At 37.1% G+C, this 23,107-nt stretch carries 20 protein-coding genes; 16 read left to right on the plus strand and 4 right to left on the minus strand.

All coding sequences use genetic code 11. The annotated features are described in order from the left end of the window. The first annotated feature begins 4 nt into the window (after positions 1 to 4). The 9 genes from J0M37_11610 (at position 5) to J0M37_11650 (ending at position 9,536) form a co-directional block, all read left to right on the plus strand. Complete coding sequence (locus J0M37_11610) at positions 5 to 1,045, plus strand: 6-phosphofructokinase (GenBank protein MBN8585731.1); 1,041 nt, start codon at positions 5 to 7, stop codon at positions 1,043 to 1,045. 390 nt (positions 1,046 to 1,435) lie between these two features. Then, entirely contained in the window at positions 1,436 to 2,032 is a 597-nt protein-coding gene (locus tag J0M37_11615) for a hypothetical protein (protein MBN8585732.1), read from the plus strand. A 101-nt stretch (positions 2,033 to 2,133) separates the two neighbouring features. Further along, the gene (locus J0M37_11620; GenBank protein ID MBN8585733.1) at positions 2,134 to 2,835 is read left to right on the plus strand and encodes a tetratricopeptide repeat protein; all 702 of its coding nucleotides are present in this window, start codon (positions 2,134 to 2,136) and stop codon (positions 2,833 to 2,835) included. 79 nt (positions 2,836 to 2,914) lie between these two features. Next, positions 2,915 to 3,451 (plus strand): CvpA family protein, encoded by a 537-nt coding sequence (locus J0M37_11625; protein ID MBN8585734.1) that lies wholly within the window; start codon positions 2,915 to 2,917, stop codon positions 3,449 to 3,451. A 17-nt stretch (positions 3,452 to 3,468) separates the two neighbouring features. Continuing rightward, positions 3,469 to 4,842, plus strand: a complete 1,374-nt coding sequence (locus tag J0M37_11630) for a sigma-54-dependent Fis family transcriptional regulator (GenBank protein MBN8585735.1) — start codon at positions 3,469 to 3,471, stop codon at positions 4,840 to 4,842. 105 nt (positions 4,843 to 4,947) lie between these two features. After that, a complete protein-coding gene (locus J0M37_11635; GenBank protein ID MBN8585736.1) occupies positions 4,948 to 6,348 on the plus strand; it encodes a choice-of-anchor B family protein in 1,401 nt (466 codons plus the stop codon). 4 nt (positions 6,349 to 6,352) lie between these two features. Beyond that, positions 6,353 to 7,747, plus strand: a complete 1,395-nt coding sequence (locus J0M37_11640; protein MBN8585737.1) for a choice-of-anchor B family protein — start codon at positions 6,353 to 6,355, stop codon at positions 7,745 to 7,747. Positions 7,748 to 7,844: 97 nt separating this feature from the next. Then, positions 7,845 to 9,212: a choice-of-anchor B family protein gene (locus J0M37_11645; protein ID MBN8585738.1), complete on the plus strand. Its 1,368-nt coding sequence runs from the start codon at positions 7,845 to 7,847 to the stop codon at positions 9,210 to 9,212. 12 nt (positions 9,213 to 9,224) lie between these two features. Further along, the gene (locus tag J0M37_11650) at positions 9,225 to 9,536 is read left to right on the plus strand and encodes a hypothetical protein (protein MBN8585739.1); all 312 of its coding nucleotides are present in this window, start codon (positions 9,225 to 9,227) and stop codon (positions 9,534 to 9,536) included. On the opposite strand, the gene rlmB is transcribed toward J0M37_11650, so the two are convergent. After that, complete coding sequence (gene rlmB / locus J0M37_11655) at positions 9,537 to 10,289, minus strand: 23S rRNA (guanosine(2251)-2'-O)-methyltransferase RlmB (GenBank protein ID MBN8585740.1); 753 nt, start codon at positions 10,287 to 10,289, stop codon at positions 9,537 to 9,539. Between the two features lie 113 nt (positions 10,290 to 10,402). Between rlmB and J0M37_11660 the strand changes: the two genes are divergently transcribed. Genes J0M37_11660 through J0M37_11670 form a run of 3 tightly spaced genes read left to right on the plus strand, consistent with a single transcriptional unit; the run spans position 10,403 to position 13,446 of the window. Next, positions 10,403 to 11,710 carry an MFS transporter gene (locus J0M37_11660; protein ID MBN8585741.1) on the plus strand — a complete coding sequence of 436 codons (1,308 nt, stop codon included), beginning with the start codon at positions 10,403 to 10,405 and terminating at the stop codon, positions 11,708 to 11,710. After that, positions 11,711 to 12,799, plus strand: coding sequence for a hypothetical protein (locus J0M37_11665; GenBank protein ID MBN8585742.1), 1,089 nt, complete (start codon positions 11,711 to 11,713; stop codon positions 12,797 to 12,799). Beyond that, the gene (locus tag J0M37_11670) at positions 12,799 to 13,446 is read left to right on the plus strand and encodes an HAD hydrolase-like protein (GenBank protein ID MBN8585743.1); all 648 of its coding nucleotides are present in this window, start codon (positions 12,799 to 12,801) and stop codon (positions 13,444 to 13,446) included. Before J0M37_11665 ends, J0M37_11670 begins: the two co-directional genes overlap by 1 nt. Before the next feature lie 124 nt (positions 13,447 to 13,570). On the opposite strand, the gene nuoL is transcribed toward J0M37_11670, so the two are convergent. Both nuoL and nuoK read right to left on the minus strand, forming a co-directional pair. Beyond that, entirely contained in the window at positions 13,571 to 15,469 is a 1,899-nt protein-coding gene (nuoL, locus tag J0M37_11675; protein ID MBN8585744.1) for an NADH-quinone oxidoreductase subunit L, read from the minus strand. Further along, the gene (nuoK, locus tag J0M37_11680) at positions 15,463 to 15,762 is read right to left on the minus strand and encodes an NADH-quinone oxidoreductase subunit NuoK (GenBank protein ID MBN8585745.1); all 300 of its coding nucleotides are present in this window, start codon (positions 15,760 to 15,762) and stop codon (positions 15,463 to 15,465) included. The genes nuoL and nuoK overlap by 7 nt, the downstream gene beginning before the upstream one ends. 470 nt (positions 15,763 to 16,232) lie before the next feature. Here nuoK and J0M37_11685 point away from each other — a divergent pair, with 470 nt between their 5' ends. From J0M37_11685 to J0M37_11700, 4 genes are all read left to right on the plus strand, one after another. Beyond that, entirely contained in the window at positions 16,233 to 16,703 is a 471-nt protein-coding gene (locus J0M37_11685; GenBank protein MBN8585746.1) for a hypothetical protein, read from the plus strand. A 256-nt stretch (positions 16,704 to 16,959) separates the two neighbouring features. Further along, positions 16,960 to 18,294, plus strand: coding sequence for a GTPase (locus J0M37_11690; GenBank protein ID MBN8585747.1), 1,335 nt, complete (start codon positions 16,960 to 16,962; stop codon positions 18,292 to 18,294). 22 nt (positions 18,295 to 18,316) lie between these two features. After that, entirely contained in the window at positions 18,317 to 19,372 is a 1,056-nt protein-coding gene (gene pyrB / locus J0M37_11695) for an aspartate carbamoyltransferase (protein ID MBN8585748.1), read from the plus strand. 309 nt (positions 19,373 to 19,681) lie between these two features. Beyond that, positions 19,682 to 21,322: a T9SS type A sorting domain-containing protein gene (locus J0M37_11700; GenBank protein MBN8585749.1), complete on the plus strand. Its 1,641-nt coding sequence runs from the start codon at positions 19,682 to 19,684 to the stop codon at positions 21,320 to 21,322. 394 nt (positions 21,323 to 21,716) lie between these two features. On the opposite strand, the gene J0M37_11705 is transcribed toward J0M37_11700, so the two are convergent. After that, complete coding sequence (locus J0M37_11705) at positions 21,717 to 23,066, minus strand: T9SS type A sorting domain-containing protein (protein MBN8585750.1); 1,350 nt, start codon at positions 23,064 to 23,066, stop codon at positions 21,717 to 21,719. Between the last annotated feature and the right edge of the window lie 41 nt (positions 23,067 to 23,107).

Raw genomic sequence — 23,107 nt, forward strand, 5'->3', positions numbered from 1 at the left:
TTAAATGAAAATCGGAATGTTGACCGGAGGCGGAGATTGCCCCGGGTTAAATGCTGTAATAAGAGCTATTGTTAGAAAATCACTGGCTTATGGATGGGAATGTGTTGGAATTGAAAATGGCTGGAAAGGCCTGATGGATATCTACACAAGGCCTCTGGATATGAATGCAGTATCAGGAATACTTCAAAAAGGCGGTACTATACTTGGAACATCCAGAACTAATCCGTACAAAACTGAAGGCGGAGAGCAAAAAGTAATTGAAAATGCAAAATCAATAGGACTGGATGCTTTAATTGCTATTGGCGGAGAGGATACACTAGGGGTTGCGAACAAGCTTTCAAAAACCGGCTTTAAAGTTGTTGGTGTGCCAAAAACCATAGATAATGACCTCAACGGTACAGATTACACTTTTGGATTTGATACAGCGGTAAATATAGCAATGGATGCAATCGACAGGATACATACTACTGCTGAATCACATCACAGGGCTATGATAATTGAGGTAATGGGAAGGCATGCCGGGTGGATAGCAATGCATGCGGGAATCGCAGGCGGCGCTGATCTTATTCTAATACCTGAAAAAGAAATAGTCCTCAGTGAGGTTATCAGGGTAATGGAAGAAAGAAAAAAACGCGGAAGGACATTTTCAATTATTGTTGTAGCTGAAGGCGCAAAGATAAGCAAATCAGACCAGCAAAGCTCTGAGATGATCCTCCAGGATGAAAAGCTCGATGCTTTCGGCCACGTAAGGCTTGGCGGTATAGCTAATCTTTTGGCAGAGATAATCGAAAAGAAAACAGGAGTTGAAACACGCGCTACAATTCTGGGTCATATACAAAGAGGCGGTTCACCAACTGCGTATGACAGGGTGCTTGGCAGCAGGTTCGGAGTTCATGCGGTTGAAATGGTGAAAGAAGGTAAATTCGGCAGAATGGCTGCGCTTAGAGGTACTGAAATCATAGATATACCTATCGAAGATGCTGTAAAAGACCTTAAGCTTGTTGGCGATGATTTTTACGATGTTGCCAGAACATTTTTCAGGTAAAAGAAGTATAATGTATATGAATATATACAAATTTTATTTTTTTTAGTTCTCGTATTTGCCGGTTGCACATTAAACAATTTTGAAAATAATAATAGCTATAAAACTTTTAATACCGGCAAATACGAGCTTGGAATAATCCTGCAAAAACAGGAATACAAGGTTTACGAACCTGTAGTTGCTGAATTTATCCTGGTAAATCACGATACCCTTCCGTTAGTTATCAAAGAAGCATTTAATACCAAAGGTGTTGTAGACGGAAATTTTATATATAAAGATCCGGCAGGTGAATATATAAAAAGTTTTCATTATTATTCAATTGGCTGCGGTATAGAGATGATCGATACGGTTAGTGCTTATATCATTAACCCGTGTGACACATTGTATTTTGCTATGAAAATTAATAACTGGGGAAAGCTGGGAATTCCTTTTAAAGAAATCCGGGAAAAAACCTTCTTCTCAAATTCTGGATATTTTCCAAAGGGCAAATACAGCCTATATTATATCAAACCTGTATTATTCAGAATTAATATGATATCTGAGCTGAAGCCGGTATATCGTTCAGGTATATTTAAATTGAATGTCATTGAAAACAATTATGAAGATAAGTTTATTCTCAATTTTATTAAACAAAACGAAACCAAATTAACGTTAGCAGAAGTTTACAAAAGTTTAATGGATAAATACCCCGGGAATTCTTACAGAGAACATATATATGCAGCTTATATCAGTTCCAAACATTCTGTAAATAACGAATCAGAAACATTATTGAATGATTATGAAGAATTTATCGCTCAATATCCTGATTCTCCGTATTTACTGGACGAAAGCTTTATAAATAATTATTTTTCATATTTATGCTTAAACTTTAACAAATATGAAGAAGCTGTCGACTATCTTAAAAAATACATAAAAAATCAAAAATTATTAAAATTTATATCAAACGAAAAAAGGCTTTATAATATTGTAATTCATAAGTGGAACTTATAATATATTAGGTTACAAATAAATTCTTTGAATAATTGCAAAAAAATGCATATATTTGTCGTTTGTAAACACAGGAATACTACATTTTTAAGAAAGGTTTTTTGATGTCTTCATTAAAAGCACGCAAAAAGATTACGCATAAAGAAATTAAGAAAGATAAGCTTGTAACCGGTTATTTTGAAGCCAGGAACTGGCTTGATAGTGACGAAAACAAGAAAAAAGTTTATATTGGTGTTGGTGTTTTACTTGCACTTGTTGTGGTTGGATTTTTATATTTCAGCAATAAAAAAGCAAAGAATGAAGAAGCTGAAGTTAAGCTCTCAGCAGTTATTTCTTTATATGAACAGGGTAAATATCCGGAAGCTATAAACGGTGACCCTGCCGCAAATATTACGGGCCTTAACCAGATAGTTAACGATTACGGCAGCACTGAAAGCGGTGAAACCGCTAAGCTTTACCTGGGTAACTGCTATTTTAATGTTAAAGATTATGATAATGCCCTGAAACAGTTTGATAATTACGGCGGAGATAACGATATTGTTAAAGCTTCCTGTATTTCCGGTATGGGTGCGGTTTATGAAGCTAAAGGTGACCTGAAAAAAGCCGGTGAATATTTTGAAAAAGCCGCAAGCGTAAACAAAGGAGTGGTCATTAACCAGGAAAACCTTTTCTATGCAATACGTTCATACACCAATGCAGGTGATAAAGAAAATGCAAAACGAGTTTTTGCAAAGCTTAAAGAGCAGTATCCAAAATCAAAATATATCAATGAATCAAAAAGATTTGAAGCTGAATTCAAAAACTGATCCTGGTAAATAATATAATTTTATACACAAAGTTTCTTAAAAGAGGCTTTGTGTTTTTTTTAATATTTAATATTACAAATTGAACTGGTTAGATATAGTAATTGTTTTAATTGTTACTTTACCGACATTTTTCGGTTTCAGGAAAGGCTTCCTTAGAAAGCTCCTTGGAATCGCCGGAATTATTCTTGGGTTTATACTCGCTGTAAATTTTTACAGCAGTGTATCAGTGATTTTAAGCAAGGTTATAAAAGAAAACCAGGTATTTGTAAATGTATTAAGCTTTTTACTGATAATCGGTATTGTTTACGGTGCTTCAATATGGCTTGCCAGATTTATCGCTTCCATGAACTCCGGTACAAGCATTATAGATAAGATATTAGGCACAATAGTCGGGTTTATCCAGGGATTACTCGTAGCTAGTGTTTTATTGTATAACCTTTCAGTTGCCGATCTGCCTTCGAAATCAACAAGGGAGAGTTCATTATTATATCCAACTGTCACAAAAATTGCCCCTGCATTGTTTGATAAGATTCTGGAATATTTTCCGGGTTTGCAGGAATTGTATAAAGAATATATTATACCAGAAAAGAAAGAGCCGAAAAAAAGCTCAGTATAGAGTAATTAATAGAGTAAATGAGTACAATATTAATCATAGAAGACGATAAGGCGATAGTAGATGTCCTTAAGATGATACTTGAACATGACGGGTTCAGGATCGAAAAGGCATTCAACGGGCCAACCGGGATTGAAAAGTTCAAAGAGGTTGATCCTGATATCGTTCTTCTTGATATACGTATGCCGAAAATGGATGGTATAGAAGTACTCCAGGAGCTTCGTAAAATTGACCCTTCATCGATAATAATAATGATATCCGGACACGGAAATATTGAAACAGCTGTACAAACCACTAAACTTGGTGCGTATGATTTCATTTCAAAGCCATTTGATGTAGAAAGGCTTAAGCTTACCATTCAAAACGGGATGAACTACAGAAAGCTTCTTGCTGAAAATGAAAGCATGAAGAAGAAATTTGATACTGATGCAGAGTTCCTCGGTTCAAGCGATGAAATGAAAAGACTTAAAGACCAGATCACAAAAATTGCATCAACATCAAGCAGGGTGTTAATCACCGGTGAGAACGGAACCGGCAAGGAGCTTGCCGCGAAACAGATACACAGATTAAGCGACAGGGCAGATAAGCCTTTCATTCATCTCAACTGCGCTATAATACCGAAGGACCTGCTTGAAGTTGAGCTCTTTGGCTGTGTAGAAGGCTATCTTTCATTTTCACCCGGTAAACGTATCGGAAGATTTGAAATGGCCAACGGCGGAACTTTGTTCCTCGATGAGATAGCTGACCTCAGCATGGAATCACAGGCTAAGCTGCTGAATGTTTTGGGAGAGAACAAGATTGAACCGCTCGGAAGCAGTAATTTTATACCGGTTGATGTAAGGGTAATTGCATCTACCAACAGGGATCTTAATCAATTGATATCAGAAGGTAAATTCAGGGAAGATCTTTATCACAGGCTGAATGTTCTGACCTTGGTTTTACCACCATTGAGAAACAGGAAAGAAGATATTGCTGAGTTAGTCTGCTTTTTTTCAAAGGCAATATCTATTAAGAACGATATGCCTGTAAAAACATTCACCCCAAAGGCTCTTGAATATTTAAGCTCTTTAAAGTGGCCGGGTAACGTAAGAGAGCTGAAAAACACTATTGAAAGGCTTATAATCCTTTCAGATTCTGATGAAATAGACAGAAAAAACATAGAGGGTGAAAATCAGCCGTATTCTTCTGAAATGGATAAATTAGTTAATTCAGAAAGCAGTTTAAGGGATTTTCAGGATATCTCAGAAAAGATCTTCATTGAAAAACGGCTTCTTGAAAACAACTGGAACATATCCAAAACCGCTGAATCCCTTGATATTCAAAGAAGTCACCTTTATACCAAAATTAAGCAATTCAACATAGAAAACCCCGAAAAAGACGATAAAAATCAGTAGTAAATATGACTAATATAGGCAGTTTTCCGCTTATTGCTTATTAGAACATATTTTCATATAATCACGGAATTCAAATTCTAATTTTTATTAATTTTAAACAAGAAAATGATAATTAAGAAATACTTTCTGGCTTTTTTACTTATGCTCTCTTTATTTGCAGCCTCTGAAGGAAATGTTTTCGCTCAGCTTGGCAACAGCAATATGACATTACTGGCTAACAGAAATACACATCCCGGAACAGGCGGAAATTTATATTCTGCATTATGGGGTTATGTAGCTCCCAATGGCCGTGAATACGCAATTTTAGGCTGCGCTTCAGGTACAGCTTTCTATGATGTAACTGATTCAGCAAATATAGTTGAAGTAGGATTTATTGCCGGACCTACCAGCAACTGGCGCGAAATGAAAGTGTTTTCTAATTATGCTTATGTTGTTTCAGAAGCTAACAACAGCAAAATACAGATCATTGACCTTTCAAACCTTCCGGCATCAGTAACTTTGGCAGGTACATCAAATATGCCAAGCCATTCTACAACACACTCAATCTCACAGGATGGCCCGTATCTTTATCTGCATGGCTGTAACAGCAGCTTTGGACAGGGCGTTACAGTTGTAGATCTTACAAATCCGCTGGCACCTGTAAAAAGAGGCGGCTGGAATACTCATTACGTTCACGATAGCAGGGTAAGAAACGATACCATTTATGCCTGCAATATATATGATCCGCCGGGAACTGTAACAGTTATAAACGCAGCAAACAAGGATAATCTGACTACAATTACATCATGGGTAAATAATCCCAATCCTTTCCCGCACAATGCTGCTTTAACAGCAGGCAGAACCTATATCTATACTACCGATGAAACTTCATCACCAAACGGAAAATTAAAAGTATGGAATATATCAAATCTTTCAAATGTAACATTTGTAACAAACTGGCAGCCAACAGGTATTACAACTGCAATTGTTCACAATGTAGAAATATACGGTAACTACGCTTTAGTAGCACATTATTCAGCAGGGATCAGGTTAATAAACATATCAAATCCTACTACTCCTACTGAAGTAGCATGGTATGATACTTATCCAACAAATAACAGTTCAAACTTCAATGGATGTTGGGGAGTATATATGTTCCCTTCCGGTAAGATAATCGCATCTGACAGACAGACCGGTTTATATGTTGTAAAACCAACCATTCCATTAGTTGGTATCAATGAACCGGGAAATGAAACACCAGATAAGTTTGAATTAAAACAGAATTATCCAAACCCGTTTAACCCAACCACATATATAGATTTTAATCTTAAAACAGCAGCTCATGTTAAATTAAAAGTTACTGATATTCTTGGCAGGCAGGTTGCTTTACTTGCAGATGAATTCAGAAATGCAGGAGCTCATAAGATCAGCTTTGATGCAGGCAGACTTTCAAGCGGTATTTACTTCTATACTTTATCAACTGATAAAGGATTTTCTGAAACCAAAAAGATGATCTTAAACAAATAATAAAATGAAAATTAATCTAAACAGGTCATTTATAGCTGTTGTTTTATTATTTTTAAGCGCAGCAACAGCATTTTCACAATTACCAAACCAAAATACAACTTTGCTTGCACAGAAAGATGAACATGGCAACGGTTACTCAGCTTTATGGGGTTACGCTGGTCCTAACGGCAGGGAATACGCTATTTTAGGCTGCAGTACAGGAACAGCATTTTACGATATAACTGATACTGCTAACATTCATGAAGTTGATTTTGTGCCCGGAGTAGCTTCAGGCTGGCGCGAAATGAAGGTATTTTCAAGCTATGCTTATGTTGTTTCAGAAGGCACCAACAGCAGGCTGCAGATCATTGCGCTGCAATATCTGCCGGATTCTGTAAGCCTTGTTGCTACATATTCATATACTGGATATACAAAAACACATTCAATTTCTCAATCAGGACCGTATTTATACCTGCATGGCGGCAACAATACACAGGGTGGAACGGATCCGGGAGGAGTGACCATACTTGATATTACAAATCCACAGTCACCTGTAAAACGCGGTTCATGGTCAAACTTTTATATACATGATTCAAGAATTCTCAACGATACAATCTATGCATGTAATATATATGATCCCCCGGGAACAATATCTGTAATTAATGCTGCTAACAAGGATAATCTTGTAACAATCGGAAGCTGGGTGAATAATCCCAACCCGTTCCCGCATAACTGCGCTATTCCTAATGACAGAAGATATATCTATACTACAGATGAAACTTCATCGCCAAACGGCAAGCTGAAGGTTTGGAATAAATCAAATCTTAACAATGTAACACTGGTTACTACTTGGCAGCCTACAAATATTACAACTGCTATAGTTCATAATGTAGAAATTTATAATAACCTGGCTGTTGTGGCGCATTATACTGCAGGTATAAGGATAATTGATATTTCAAATCCAACAACACCTAATGAAATTGCCTGGTATGATACTTATCCTTCAAGCAATTCAGCTCAGTTTGCAGGCTGTTGGGGAGTATTTATGTTCCCCTCATCAGGAAAAATAATTGGTTCTGATATGTCAGGCGGTTTATTTGTTATAAAAGTCGGCAGCAACATCACCGGACTTGCAGGCAATGAATCAATTCCCGATGGATTTTCATTAAAGCAAAATTATCCAAATCCGTTCAACCCATCAACAACAATTGAATATAACCTGCCAAAATCAACATATGTAACATTAAAGATATATGATGTTGTGGGCAGGGAAGTAGCTCTTCTTGCTGATGAATTTAAGATAGCCGGCAATTATAAGGTGAATTTTGATGCTGCAAGGCTTTCCAGCGGAATATATTTCTATTCAATTACAACAAAAGAAGGATTCAGAGATACTAAAAAACTTGTTTTAACAAAATAATTCAGCTTAAATTTTTAACCGGCCCGCTTTTGAAGCGGGCTTTTTTATTGATGTAATGTGATATTGTTTTTATGTTAACAGATAATTAACTTGGAAAATGAAAATTATTATAAAAGCAGCTATAGTCCTCTTTATTTTTTCGATGCATGTTTTTTCGCAGCTGCCTAACAGCAATATGCGGCTTATTGCCAATAAGAATGAACATTTTACAAATTTTTACTCTGCAATTTGGGGATATACTGCACCTGATGGAAGCGAATACGCAATATTGGGTTGCGCCAATGGAACTGCTTTTTACAATATAACAGATACTAATAATGTATTTGAATCCGGGTTTGTACCGGGATTAACATCACTTTGGCGTGAGTTTAAAACCTTTGGACACTATGCTTATATTGTTTCAGAAGCTTATGGCAGCGGTTTGCAGGTGGTTGACCTTCAGTACCTGCCGGATTCTGTATCTTTGGTTAATACAATTACGTTTACAGGTTATGCCAGAACGCATACAATTTCCCAGGAGGGTCCGTATTTATATTTAAGCGGGGGTGATTATAACGGAGGCGGGATATTTATCTTTGATGTATCAACTAATCCGGTAAATCCCGTAAAACGCGGTAACTGGTATGAACATTACATACATGACTGCCGGGTATACAATGATACCATTTGGGGTGCTGCAATTTTTGACGGTTATATTTATGCTATAGATGCAGTAAATAAAGATAGTATGCGTACAATTACAAGATGGTATAATATACCTCAACCCGGTCCGCATAATACTGCTATAACTGAAGATGGAAGCTATCTTTATGTAACTGATGAAATAGGCGGATTCCCGAGGTTACTAAAAGTATGGGAAGTTGATAATTTAACTAATCCGTTACTGGTTGCTCAATGGCAGCCTACCGGTATCGATTCATCAATTGTACACAACGTTGAAATTTACGGCAATTATGCATTGGCGGCACATTATACCGCAGGAGTCAGATTGCTGAATATATCAAATCCTTCCGTACCGGTAGAAATTGCCTGGTATGACACTTATCCGCAGAATAACGGCTTTACTTATGACGGGTGCTGGGGTGTTTACATGTTCCCAAGCGGAAAAATAATTGCATCTGACAGGTCAACCGGCTTATATGTGCTTAAAATCTCAGCAATTCCACCGATTGGAATAAATTCAAATGGCAGCGAAGTGCCTGCAGGATATAAATTAGAGCAGAATTATCCTAATCCATTCAACCCTGTTACAAAAATTAATTATTCATTACCTAAGAATGCATATGTTAAATTATATGTGTATGATGCTTCCGGAAGGCTGGTAAGAAAATTAGTTGATTCATTCGAGCCGGCCGGGAACAGATCAATAAGCTTTAATGCAGGGGAGCTCTCAAGCGGCGTGTATTTTTACACTATGCAGGCAGACGATAATTATTTATCCAAAAAGATGATCCTTATAAAATAACTGAACTACTATATGGATAACATGGACGAATCCTGGGTAATATTATGTGAAACGTATGATTATATGGAATCAGAGCTTATCGAAGCGTTATTAAGGGACAGCTCTATAGAATATTTAACCAAAAATAAAGCTGATACTGCGTCAGATGAGCTTGGAACAAGAATTATGGGAAAAATATCTGCCGGAATTCCGATAATTATATATATTCAAAAGGCAGATGAAGCCCGGGCTTTAAACATGTTAAATGAAGACAAATCTCATTTGCTTGACAGGGAAGACCTTGATTTCGGTATAATTACTGATGATATTGGCGACCCTGAATAACTAATGAGCCTTACAGCTTCTTTGCCGCAATATCTCATATAAGAAAACTCCTGCTGAAACAGATACATTTAAGGAGTCAATTTTACCTACCATAGGTATTTTTACAAGGAAATCACATAAATTTATTATATTTTTCCTTAATCCTTCACCTTCACTACCGAAAACCAGCGCACATTTATCAGGAAAATCAAAATTATAGATCTCTTTATCTGTTTTTAACACTGTTCCTGTAATTTTGTAATTGTTCTCCTTCAGCATCTCAATGGTTTTGTAAATATTAGGTTCTTTTGAAATTTTAATGTAATTGGTAGCCCCTGAAGATGTTTTTATTACTGTATGGTTTACTTTTACTGAATTTTTATCTGAAATAATAATACCATCGGCACCGGCTGAAACTGCTGTCCGGATGATTGCGCCGAAATTATGCGGGTCCTGGATCTCATCCAGTATAATTAATGTAGTTCTGGGTTTATCGTTGAGTGACTTAAGTATCTCTGTAGTTTTTGAATATTCAAAATCTTTTACATCGGCAAAAATGCCCTGGGAAATTCCTTCTGACTTATCATTTTTATCAAGTACCTTTTCAAAATATGTTTTAGGATAATTTTCTATGGTAATATTTTTTGATTTAGCAGAATTTTCTATTTCCTTTATTTTATTATCGTTTGCGGTCTCAAGCTTTACAATTTTATTGATGGTTTGGGGCGCGAATTTTATTGTTTCTAAAACCGGGTTTCTTCCTATTACTAGCATTAAATATGTTTAAGTTTTTGTTTATATTTGAAGAATAACTCCATTAATTTTATAATAATACTATTTGCAAATCTATAACTCAATCTCAAAATTAATCTGAATTAGCGAAAAATATGGAAAAGATGCTGGATAAACCTGTACATTCGCCTGCATTCAAAAAAAGGCGGGGAATCAACTGGATGACTTTAGGCTTAACATATGCAGCAATGTATATGGCGAGATATAATTTTGGCTTTGCCAATAAGCAACTATCGGATACCTTTGGCTTTTCTAAAACAGAAATCGGGACAATTATAACTATAAGTACCTTATTATACGGTCTTTCTGCAATTTTTAACGGACCCATTGCTGACAGGTGGGGTGGAAGAAAGGCTATGATAATAGGCGCAGCCGGTGCATGCGTTTTTAATGTAGCTTTCGGTTTGGCTGCTTATATGGGATTTTTAGGTACAGGCACATTTATGCTCATCTACCTGGCAAGTATGTGGACCCTGAACCAATATTTCCAGTCTTACAGCGCATTAGCGCTCATTAAAGTCAATGCAGGCTGGTTCCACGTAACCGAAAGAGGCGTATTTTCTGCAATATTCGGTTCTATGATACAAAGCGGCAGGTTTGCTGTATATGCTTTAATGACAACAGCTCTTGTTGCAGGCTTGCCCTGGCAGTGGAAATTCTTCCTGCCGGCAATGATAGTCGGGGTATTCACCATGTTAACCTTTATGTTCGTAAAAGATACACCCAAAGATGCAGGTTTAGGTGATTTCGATCCCCAGGATGCAACCAGCGGCGATACTGAAAAGATCACACTTGGATATGTAGCCAAAAAAGTATTCACAAACCCCATAGCAATTACTATTGCAGCTGCGGAATTCTGTACCGGGCTTGTGAGAAAAGGATTCGAAGAATGGTTCCCCAGGTATATGCAGGAGGTTCACCACCTGCAGCTTGATAATCCCGTTTTCCAGCGAAATGCATTTGCAGTGGTTATTGCCGGTATTGCAGGGGCTTTTATAGCGGGATTCCTTTCAGATAAAGTCTTTGGGCACCGAAGGCCGCCTGTAGCATTTTTAGGTTATGTGATACAGGTTATTTCCTTAACAATAGTAGCATTAGCGCCAAGCCTTGAAGCTATTATTATCGCTTTCACGCTTAACTCACTTGCGATTTCGATGGTTCATTCTATGCTTTCAGGCACCGCGTCTATGGATTTTGGCGGCAAACGCGCTGCAGCAACTGCAGCAGGTATGTTCGATGGCATGCAGTATGTGGGAGGTTCAGTTATGGGCGTTGGAGCCGGCTGGCTGATTGAAACCTACGGCTGGAATACATGGGGCCCGAGTATGGTTGGATTTTCAGTTATTGGCGCGATTTTAATGTTAAAGTTATGGAATGCACGGCCTTCCAGGGGCGGCCATTAATTGAAGCTATTTAAAGCAGAAGAAGGCAGCACAAGTCAGCTAATTCAGTTCTGCATAGGGTATTTTTTACTTTATGTAATAACGGGAATTTCTGTAAAATACTTTTTGGGAAGCCCTGAACAGGGATTCCCGGGTATGCCGGAGCTACATTACCTTGTATATAACACAATAGGCGGGAACCTCCTTGCGCTTGTTATAGTTTTGATGTTCAGATGGTACAGGATGCAGTCAAATTCTTACAGTATTTTTCTCGGCAGAAAAATTCCTTCTGAGCTCCTCTACATAATTCCGTCAGGAATTTGTACAGCAGTTGTTATTCCAACAACTACTTTAATGTACACTTTGCCTATCAGTGTTATGGTAGCAATGGTTATTATGCGCGGCAGCATTATTGTTATAAGCAGGATAATTGATGCTATACAAATAAAGCAGGGAATACTTACTAAAAAAGTGTATTGGGAAGAAAATGCAGCTGTAATTTTTGCTGTTATTGCTGTTGCCGCAAATCTGGTTAATATGAAACCCGGCAGTTTTGATTTTATAGGCTCAACTGCTGCTATGACCATACTGACAAGTTACCTTATTGCTTATTCTATCAGGATTTATATAATGAATTACTACAAGAACACCAGGGGCAAGGGTGTTAAACAGGATAATAAAGCTTTTTTTGCAATTGAACAGATAGCTGCAACTCTTTCCATGTTACTTGGCGGGATAATAATTTATAATTCTATTGATCTTTTCGGGTGGAACATAGAGCAGGTCATTGAGTTCCGTGAAGCATTCAACACACCTGATAATTTATGGGAATGGGCAATGATATCCGGTCTTGCATTCGGGCTGCTGGCTTTCTTTTCTGTATTTATATTCATGTTCAAAGGAAGAACTGCAACATTTGCGGGACTTGTGAACCGATTAACATCACTTATAGCCGGAACGGCTGCCACGCTGATTTTCGCTGTTGTATTTGGAGGAAAGTATCCTGTTACAGAAGACTGGATCACCCTGGGATTTATTTTAATTGCCGTTGCTTTTCTGACAAAAGCTGAAAAGAAACGTGCCCGTGAACTGAAACTTACAGGTAATTAATGAAATATAAAAATATATTATTCGATCTGGACGGAACTATTACTGATTCAAGTCCGGGTATAATAAACTCATATCTTCATTCACTTGAAAAAACCGGGTTAGCTGAAAACGATATTAACAGGCTAAAAAGTTATATCGGCTCACCCTTAAGGGCATATTATACCGAAAGGCATAATATGAATGTAAATGATTCAGATACTGCAGTTAAACATTTCAGGGAGCATTATTCAGTTACGGGAATTTTCGAAAATAATGTTTATCCGGGCATGGGTGAATTAATTGAAAAGCTGCACCGCTGCGGCTTTAAGCTTTTTATTGCCACATCAAAGCCGCTTCAGTTCGCAATAACTGTGCTTGATCATTTTAACCTGAAGGAGTATTTTATCAGCATTCACGGCTCTGATATGTCAGCAGATAATAAGCCTAAAGATAAGCTGATAGCTGACGTTTTGCTGATGAACGGATTGATTAAAAATGAAAGTATTATGATAGGGGACAGGTACCACGATATAAACGGGGCTAAACTCAATGGCATCGATTCACTAGCTGTAACCTATGGTTACGGCAGCAGGGGAGAGCTTGAACCGCTTAAACCTGAATTTTTAGTCTCCTCGTCTGCAGAAATTGAAAGAATTTTTTTCCCTTAATGACAAAGAATTTAAACGGATAATATCATAAAATAAAAAAGGATAAGATTATTCAGCTTATCCCTTTTCTCCTCCTCTAAATATCTCCTTATTAAAAAGATATCTAAAGTATAATCATTTTAATTTACCTGAGCAGTATGTAAAGCAGTATTGCGACTATACCTGCTACGGATACAATTGCATAATCCTGAACAATACCTGTCTGGAGCTTGCGCCAGTCGAGCGAAAGGCTGTTAAAGAATTTAGCAGTACCGTTCACAGCGCCGTCAATTATTTTAACATCAAGTATCTTGTAAAATATTTCTGTCAGCCACATTAAAGGCGCAATAATTATCTTATTGTAAAGCTCATCAACTCTGTACTTATCGCGAAGCAGGTTGTAGAATCCGCCTGAGAATGCATCGAGCTTTTCGCCGGACTTGAACATCTTAAGTGAAATAAGTATTGCTATAACAGCTACAAGAACTGATGATACGATAAGCCCTATTTCAGTTGAAGCAACTACGTGATTTTCAGGAAGCAGCGCAAGCGCCGGAGCGAATACAGGCTCAAGCCAGTGTTCTATCAGGTTGGGTCCGAATATATGCGGAATACCTATAAATCCGCCTATCACAGAAAGTACAGCAAGTATTATGAGCGGGAAAGTCATTAATGCCGGTGATTCATGCGGGTGAACATGTGCTTCATCATACCTTGGCTTGCCGTAGAATGTTAAAGCTATCAGGCGCCATACATAAAATGCTGTCATAAATGCGGTAAGCACTGCAATTGCGAATACAGGATAGTGTCCTGCAAAGAATAATTTAGATAGGATCTCATCTTTACTGAAAAATCCGCTGAACGGGGGAATACCTGAGATCGCAATTCCGCCCATTAAAAATGTAAGGAATGTAATTTTCATTTTATTTTTTAAGCCGCCCATCTTTGTTACATCCTGCTCTTCGTGCATTCCGTGAATAACCGAGCCAGCACCGAGAAACATTAAAGCTTTAAAGAATGCATGCGTTGTAACGTGGAATATACCGGTTGAAAAAGCGCCTGCACCCATTGCCATGAACATGAATCCAAGCTGACTGACTGTTGAGTACGCAAGTATTTTTTTAATATCGTTCTGCGCAACTGCAATTGTTGCGGCCATAAAGGCTGTTAAGCAGCCTATTATCATAACAACTTCCATTGTGATGGGAGCTGATGCAAACAGCAGGGAAGTCCTGCCGATCATATATACACCGGCTGTTACCATTGTTGCGGCATGGATAAGCGCTGATACCGGGGTCGGACCTGCCATAGCATCAGGCAGCCAAACATATAAAGGTATCTGCGCTGATTTACCAGTAGCGCCGACAAAAAGCAGTAATGTTATAATTGTGAACATTGAAACCGGAACAGCTGAACCCGGAATTGCTGCATTGATGGCAGCGAAGTTCAGTGAACCGAAGCTCATAAATATAAAGAACATTGCAAGCATAAAACCAAAATCACCAATACGGTTCACCCAGAAAGCTTTGTTAGCCGCATCACCAGCGAATTTCTTTTCATAAAAGAAGCCGATAAGTAAGTATGAACACAATCCAACGCCTTCCCAGCCAAGGAACATTAAAAGCATGTTATCACCAAGCACCAGGTTAAGCATAGCGAAAATGAAGAGGTTCAGGAATGCGAAGAATCTCGCAAAGCCTCTATCACCATGCATGTAGCCGATGGAATAAATATGAATAAGAAATCCGACGCCTGTTATAATTAAACACATTGTAACAGAAAGCGGATCAACAAGGTAAGCTGCGCTGATATTAAGTGAACCTGTTGTTATCCAGCTGAAAAGGGGAATGGTAATGCTGCGTGAGCCTTCAGGCAGTGAAGTAATATGCAGGTAAGCCATAATTGTGATTATGAACGAACCTAATACCATTAATGAGCCTATTATACCTGAGACTTTTTCATTTTTTATTTTAGTGCCAAACAGGCCATTGATCAAAAATCCGACTAAAGGTAAAACCGTGATTAAATAGAAGTACTCTACCATTTTAAAATATTAATTTCATCCAGGTTAATTGTTGATTTATTGCGGTAAAGGGCTATAATGATAGCCAGTCCGATAGCAGCTTCAGCTGCGGCAACTGTCATAATAAAAAATACGAATATCTGCCCGTTTAGATTCCCAAGGAATGATGAGAATGAAACGAATACCAGATTAACTGAATTGAGCATAAGCTCAATACACATAAATACAACTATCGCATTTCTGCGCGTTAAAACTCCGATTACTCCGATCGAAAATAAAAGGAGCGCCAGTATTAAGTAGAAATTTAGTTCCATTTACAAAAATAACAGAAATTCAGCATTTTATCAATTTATTTAGTGAAATAATTAAAAATATTTAAAAAATAAATGAGAGCTGCTGTATTGCTAATGCAGATCAAGTTCATTTAAGATATAGAATAAGAATAGTTTATATTTAGCACTAATAATTATTCATTAATATATTTTGATAACAAACTGTTTACATACAAAATCAGATGAATAAAATTATCCGGTATAAAAATAAGGCAACTCACAGATAGTAAAAGGGAACAGGCTGAAACAGAAACCGAAAGTTATCAACAAATCGCATAAATAAACATAACATTCAACTTTACATAATATATATTATTTCTCAATTTATCCACAATATGTGAAAATGCTGTGTTTTTGGATAATTCCGCATACCGTAAATTTGGGGTTTTAGATGATTGCTTTTATAGTTTCGGTTAATTACTTTTGATGTGTTAAATAATCTAATTGTATATATGTATAAATATTTTTTCATCTCTATAATATTCTTCGCTTCTTTATTTACCTGCAGTACCAATGCACAAAATGACTGGAAAGCCGAATGGCAATTCGCCCTGGCAAAGCTTGATTCAATGTTTTACCGTGAACAGGCTCAGTTCAGGCTCATGCAAAGCTATCAGAATGACGCTACTGAGGAATTGATATTAAAGGATATCGATACTTTAAATGTATTCGTAAATGATGTAAATGCCCACATAGATTATGCCAATAATTTCAAGTTCAATACTGATGCTGATGTTTTAAACGCATCAGAAACGATTAAGCTGAAAGTTGACGGCTTAAAGGAATATTTTGAGCAATGCAGGATGCAAATTCACGTAAATAACAACATTTTACAGAAAAAGCTTAAAAACGAGTCTTTGGACTTTAAAGTCAAACAAATTGACGAACTGAAGCTTGGTAATTACGCGCCTGTATTGAAATAGCAACTAATTCTGAGCGAACTTTGTGAGAGAAGAATCTCAATTTAAGCGCAAGACCTGAATAGTTTTGCATTTAACTATTAATACACATACCAAACCATAAGCAAGATCCGTAAATTTGTTTAGTTTTTTATCCTGTCTAAACTCCTAATAAGATCCTTCACTTCGTTCAGGATTCACGCATTTATGACTTAAATCATAGTTGGTAATGACCTTAAGTGCTATATTTGTATAAGTTACTAATATAAATTCTACCAAAATGACTAAAATAAATGTATTGATCATGGGTGCTGCTGGTAGAGATTTCCATAACTTCAATGTTGTTTACAGAAATAACCCTTTATACAACGTTGTAGCATTCACAGCAACACAGATCCCAAATATCGAAGGCCGTAAATACCCGGCAAGCCTTGCCGGCAAGCTGTATCCTAAAGGAATCCCAATTTTTCCGGAATCAGACCTGCTTGATCTGATCAAAAAATTCAACGTTAACCAGGTTATATTTTCTTATTCAGATGTCCCCTTCAGCTATGTTATGCAGAAAGGCGCAATAGTTAACGCAGCGGGAGCCGATTTTATTACACTTGGCGCGGCAGATACTATGGTCAAATCAATTAAGCCCGTTGTTGCAGTGGTAGCAAGCCGAACGGGAGCCGGAAAAAGCCAGACATCACGCAAAGTTGTTGATGTATTGCAGAAACTTGGCAAAAAGACCGTTTCAGTAAGGCATCCAATGCCTTATGGCGATCTTGCAAAGCAGAAAGTTCAGCGGTTTGCGGCTATCAGCGACCTGAAAAAGCATGATTGCACCATCGAAGAAATGGAAGAATACGAGCCGCATATTTCCAGAGGCAATGTTATATATGCCGGTGTTGATTACGAAGCTATACTCCGTGATGCTGAAAAAGAAGCTGATATTGTTATCTGGGATGGCGGAAATAATGATATGTCATTTTATAAAGCCGATCTTACTATCACAGTTGTTGACCCTCACCGCGCCGGACATGAAATGAGCTACTACCCCGGAAGAACAAATATTCATCTTGCAGATGTGGTAGTTATTAATAAAATAGATTCAGCTAACTTAGAACAAATTAATACAGTTAGAGAAAATGTTCTAAAGCTGAATCCCGCAGCTAAAATTGTAGAAGCAGCCTCCCCTATTTCACTTGAAAATCCAAATGATATTAAGTTAATTCGTGGTAAGAAAGTTCTGGTTGTTGAAGACGGTCCCACATTAACGCATGGTGAAATGAAATACGGCGCCGGCACAATTGCCGCTCAGAAGTTCGAAGCTGCCGAAGTAATTGACCCGAGACCTTATGCAGTTAAGAGCATAAAAGATACTTACGATAAATATCCCGGTATCGGAATACTCTTACCGGCTATGGGATACGGTGATAAACAGATGAAGGACCTTGAGGCGACCATTAACAAGATACCATGTGATGCGGTTATTATCGGAACACCGATCGATCTGAGGCGTGTTATCAAGATTAATAAGCCGGCTGTAAGGATAGATTATGACCTTCAGGAAGTCGGCAGGCCGGACTTGACACAGATATTGACTGATTTCGTTAAAAAATACAAATAAACTTTAAGCTACGGTAAAAAAGATCACACAAAAAAGTAAAATAAATACCTGGGGAGAAGCTGAAAAGCTGAGCGAAAAAAAACGGCTTAAGCTTCTTTCCTCAGGGAGAATATACCATGTACTTTCCGCTCAGCAGTTCAGCCGAAGTGAGCTTTACGGACTGTTTGAGCTTGCTGACCGCATCAGAAAAATAGCCAAAAGCAAAGACGGGCTTGATTTTCTGCAGTCTATACTCTCACATAAGCGCGCAGTGCTGTATTTCGCACAGCCTTCAACCCGCACATACCTCTCATTCAACAATGCATGCCAGATACTCGGAATTAAAACCAGCGATATGCGTTCAGCAGGTTATTCCAGCGAAGTTAAGGGCGAATCCATCGAGGATACCCTTGAGACCATGCACTCATACACTGATATGATAATAATGCGCCATGTTGAGGAGAATCTCGCTGAAAAAGCTGCGCTGATGTTCAATAATTCAGATAAGCCTATACCGATAATTAATGCAGGTTCAGGACCGCATGAGCACCCAACACAGGCATTGCTTGATGTTTACACGCTATGCAGGGCGTTTAAAGGCAAGGTTAAGAACAAGACTATAGCATTTATCGGTGATCTTAAGCGCGGCAGAGCTGTGCGTTCATTGGTTTATATGCTGAGCAATTTTGATGGTATTAAATTTGTGTTTTTATCACCTGAGGAGCTAAAAATCCCGGATGATATCAGGGCGTATTTGCTTAAGGAAAAGATAAGTTTTGAAGAATCAGATAACCTTGAAAAATACATCAAAAAAGCGGATGTATTTTATTATACAAGGATTCAGGATGAATATGATAAGCAGCATGAGTCGAAAACCATAGATTACACAACATTTTACCTTAAAACGGCATTATTGCATCAAATGAAGCCGAATGCGGTAATTCTGCACCCGCTCCCCCGCCGGAATGAGATTCCCCCGGAGATAGATAAAGACCAGCGCGCATGGTACTGGAAGCAGGAAGTCAATGGCCTTTGGATGCGTACGGCGCTCATTGCGCACATCTTCAAAGAAGATGGATATATCCTGAACTATAAATAGCTAAGTGTATTATATATAAACATAAAAGCCTCTGATGTTAGAGGCTTTTATAGTATATATGGCTGTCCTATCTATTTTCTTATTTCTAATTTATTGGTTCGGGAAATTATCAAAATTGTAACCACGAATTACACAAATTACACGAAATCGATAATTTCGAAATTGAAAACACTAATAATAGTAACAAAATAAAAAAGTTACTGGGATTATCAAATTTAATTTTATATTCTGATTGAATTGTAATTAGTATGCAATAGATGTATTTTAATCTGCACATAACAAAATTTTATAAAATAAAATATGATTTATTTGCGTGTAACTATCATTAGCCTTTCACTTATCATTACTTTATTACAGTTTCATCAAAGAACTTACAGCACTGATAAATTTAATAAATCTACATTCAATATTAGTCCAAGCTACAGGGTTCTTCCTTCTGATTCAGTTTCTCAGACAGAAACTAATATTACAGTTCATCCGCACAATCCTGATATTATATTCAGCGCATTTAATACAAAAGTCTTTAACTCATACATTCTAGGGTCTTCTATTAGTACAAATGGAGGTATTAACTGGTTCGGCACCAATGCTTTTGCACCATTTTCAAATGCTGCATTTGATCCTGCACCAATTATAGATATAAACGGTGTTATGCTTTACATAGCAATAGCTAATACTACAGGAAACAATTATGGCGCAGTTTGTTCATATTCTACTAACAACGGTTTTACATGGTCAGATAAAATAGTCATTCAGGAGAGAAGCGCTGATAAAATTTTGGCTGGTATAGATAATTCTTTATTAAGCCCATTTTACGGAAGGACTTATGCAGTCTGGTCAAATTATCTTACTGTTCCGATTTCAGCTGCTTTATCTTTTACTGCTAATAACGGATTAAACTGGACAGTTCCTAAACAGATTAATACTGTTATTACAGGTCACTATCCCGGTGGATGTGAAGTAGCAACGGGTATAAACGGTGAGGTTTATGTTTGCTGGGCTTCTAAAATAACTTTTGCACCTCTAAATGAAGACTTTATTGCATTTAGCAAGTCGACAGATGGAGGTATTAACTGGCAGCCAACCGATACTGCATTGAATATTAACGGTATATTAAAATCAAATTTTAACGGATGGGGAATCCGTGTAAACTCAAACCCAAGAATAGCTGTTGATAAGAGCGGCGGGCCATTTAATGGACGAGTGTATATTGTAACTTCTTCATATAACTTACAGCCAGCCGGAAGCGATGCAGATATTATATTATGTTATTCATCAAATTCAGGCGTTACATGGTCTCCGGGTATAAAAGTAAATCAGGACCCGCTGAATAACGGTAAAGTACAGTTTTTCCCTGCAATCTGTGTTGATCAGTATGGCGGAATAAATATTACGTTTTATGATAACAGAAATTTTCCTTCTGTTGGAGATTCTTGCGAAACATTTATGGCTCGGTCTACCGATGGCGGAGAAACATGGAATGATTTTAAAGTGAGCGGCCATGCATGGCTGGTAAAATCGGAACAAGGTTCACCCGGTTATATGGGAGACTATATCGGTATAACTGCAGCCGGTGATAAAATTCGGCCAATTTGGTTTGACGATAAATCAGGAATACATCAGGCATGGACCTGTGAAGTAACTATTAAACCTATTGGAATAACACAGATTAACAGTAATGTGCCAATGAAATCTCAGCTGAAACAAAATTACCCTAATCCATTTAATCCCACTACTGTAATTGAATTTAATATAAATAAACCCGGAATGATACATTTAAGTATTTATGATATAAATGGAAAATTGATTGATCAATTACTGAACCAAAACTTAAATGCCGGTGAATACCGAATAATTTATAATGCAAATAAGCTTTCAAGCGGATTATATTTTTATAAATTAAACACCCAAAACTTTATTGAAACAAAAAAAATGCTTTTACTGAAATAAAATTGAATTAATTAACCTTTAATAACAATTTTAAAATATTATAAAATCTTTAATATTGTTTAATTTTTAATTATAACAGAAAATCCATTGTTGCTGCAGTAAGTAAATTACAGCAGTATGAAAAAGAAATAAAAGCAGTTACTTCAAAAGACACCAATTTAGGCGAAATCTTATATAAAGCTGATTATACCCCCGAAAGGCTTTATATATTGACAATCTCCATTATACTTAGGAATGATACTAGTAATTCAAAGTCCTGAAAAAACCAATTATTAACTGAATTGCCCGCAAAAAGAGAACGACTTTTCAGAAATAATGAAAAACCACTAATTTTAGAGGTTTTTTTTAATATATACTACTGATAATTTAAAGTAAGCGGAGGAATTAATTTGTGCTACTTTAAAAGAATCATTTTTTTTGTGTCTAAAATAATTCCTTCAACTGTAAGACTATAAAAATATACTCCCGAAGCATATCCGTTACCACTAAAATCCACTTCATATATTCCTGCGGATTGTTCCTGATTTACCAGTTTTGTTATTTCTTTACCCGTTATATCAAATACTACTAGTTTCACGTTTGACGTTTCACCTTTCACAGAATACTTTATATTTGTAACCGGGTTGAATGGATTTGGATAATTCTGATATAGTTTATATTCTTTCGGTACTTCTGTGTTTATTTGATTTACAGGCAGCAAAAATGTTGTATCGCCGCCGTTGGTTGTATGAATACCTCTGTTTGTTGTATATGCCCAGCCTATTCTTCTATTTATAAATTGCAAATGATAATACATGAAATTATTTATAGAAGTATCGGGTAAATTAAACAGCCAGTTGTTTCCGCCATCTATGGTCCTATATAATATACCCCGTGAACCGGAACCTACAGCCATTACACCACCGACAGCCCACAAAGTATCCTTGTTTAGCGCTGAAAATTTATTTACTCCTGTTACAAATATGTTCCCTCCCGTTGGGAGAATTTGTGTTATCCAGTTATTTCCGCAATTTGTAGTTTTATAAACGCCTGTTCCATGTGAATACCAGCCTGTCAAGCTATCTGTAAAAGTCATATCCCTGATATACTGTCCGCTGATATTTAATATCCAGTTCACACCTCCGTTCGTGGTTTTGTATATATTCGGCAATGCAGAGCTGTTAGACATAAACCCTATTCTTGCGTTGTACATGTATATCTTATTCGGATTCTGATTGCCTGAGGAAAATTGGTTCTGCCAGTTCACTCCGCCGTTTGAGGTGAAGAAAATTCCGCCATCTAGACTGCTTCTTTGAACCAGCCACATTGTATCTTCTCCAAATAATGACATATCATCATACCATATAGAACCTGGAGTATTTAATGGTTGCCAGTTTATTCCGGCATTCGTGGTTTTAATCAGTTCACCGCTTGAAGTATTGAAACCCCCGCACACAAATCCTGTATTTAAATTTAAGAATTTTATCCTTAAATGATTTCTATATGCCCTGTAAATAATATTCCATGAATCACCTCCTGATGTTGTTTTAAGAATATAATTAGTATCATTTGGTGTTTGATCTCCTGTAATAGCATACCCATTTAAACTATCAACGAAAATAATATCTGAAATTGGCATGTTATTTATATTCGGCATAAACTGCTGGTACCAAAAACCGTTTGGCATATTTAAAGGCACAGCAAAGCCAAGCAATAATATTGTTGTAAAAAATACGGTAAGCGTTATTTTAAGCAGCTTTTTCAAATGGCGTGGAATTTGATTATTGTAAATTAAGATAAATTGTT

It is taken from the genome of Ignavibacteria bacterium (genome assembly GCA_017303675.1).
Lineage (GTDB): Bacteria > Bacteroidota > Ignavibacteria > Tepidaquicellales > OLB5 > OLB5.

What these genes read in the sequence shown, in the direction of transcription:
- J0M37_11640 (MBN8585737.1), top strand. Translation starts at nt 6,353, where the DNA reads ATGAAAATTAATCTAAACAGGTCATTTATAGCTGTTGTTTTATTATTT.
- J0M37_11620 (MBN8585733.1), top strand. Translation starts at nt 2,134, where the DNA reads ATGTCTTCATTAAAAGCACGCAAAAAGATTACGCATAAAGAAATTAAG.
- rlmB (MBN8585740.1), bottom strand. Translation starts at nt 10,289, where the DNA reads ATGCTAGTAATAGGAAGAAACCCGGTTTTAGAAACAATAAAATTCGCG.
- J0M37_11670 (MBN8585743.1), top strand. Translation starts at nt 12,799, where the DNA reads ATGAAATATAAAAATATATTATTCGATCTGGACGGAACTATTACTGAT.
- J0M37_11660 (MBN8585741.1), top strand. Translation starts at nt 10,403, where the DNA reads ATGGAAAAGATGCTGGATAAACCTGTACATTCGCCTGCATTCAAAAAA.
- J0M37_11645 (MBN8585738.1), top strand. Translation starts at nt 7,845, where the DNA reads ATGAAAATTATTATAAAAGCAGCTATAGTCCTCTTTATTTTTTCGATG.
- J0M37_11685 (MBN8585746.1), top strand. Translation starts at nt 16,233, where the DNA reads ATGTATAAATATTTTTTCATCTCTATAATATTCTTCGCTTCTTTATTT.
- J0M37_11690 (MBN8585747.1), top strand. Translation starts at nt 16,960, where the DNA reads ATGACTAAAATAAATGTATTGATCATGGGTGCTGCTGGTAGAGATTTC.
- J0M37_11650 (MBN8585739.1), top strand. Translation starts at nt 9,225, where the DNA reads ATGGATAACATGGACGAATCCTGGGTAATATTATGTGAAACGTATGAT.
- J0M37_11635 (MBN8585736.1), top strand. Translation starts at nt 4,948, where the DNA reads ATGATAATTAAGAAATACTTTCTGGCTTTTTTACTTATGCTCTCTTTA.
- J0M37_11630 (MBN8585735.1), top strand. Translation starts at nt 3,469, where the DNA reads ATGAGTACAATATTAATCATAGAAGACGATAAGGCGATAGTAGATGTC.
- J0M37_11615 (MBN8585732.1), top strand. Translation starts at nt 1,436, where the DNA reads ATGAAAATTAATAACTGGGGAAAGCTGGGAATTCCTTTTAAAGAAATC.
- J0M37_11610 (MBN8585731.1), top strand. Translation starts at nt 5, where the DNA reads ATGAAAATCGGAATGTTGACCGGAGGCGGAGATTGCCCCGGGTTAAAT.
- nuoL (MBN8585744.1), bottom strand. Translation starts at nt 15,469, where the DNA reads ATGGTAGAGTACTTCTATTTAATCACGGTTTTACCTTTAGTCGGATTT.
- nuoK (MBN8585745.1), bottom strand. Translation starts at nt 15,762, where the DNA reads ATGGAACTAAATTTCTACTTAATACTGGCGCTCCTTTTATTTTCGATC.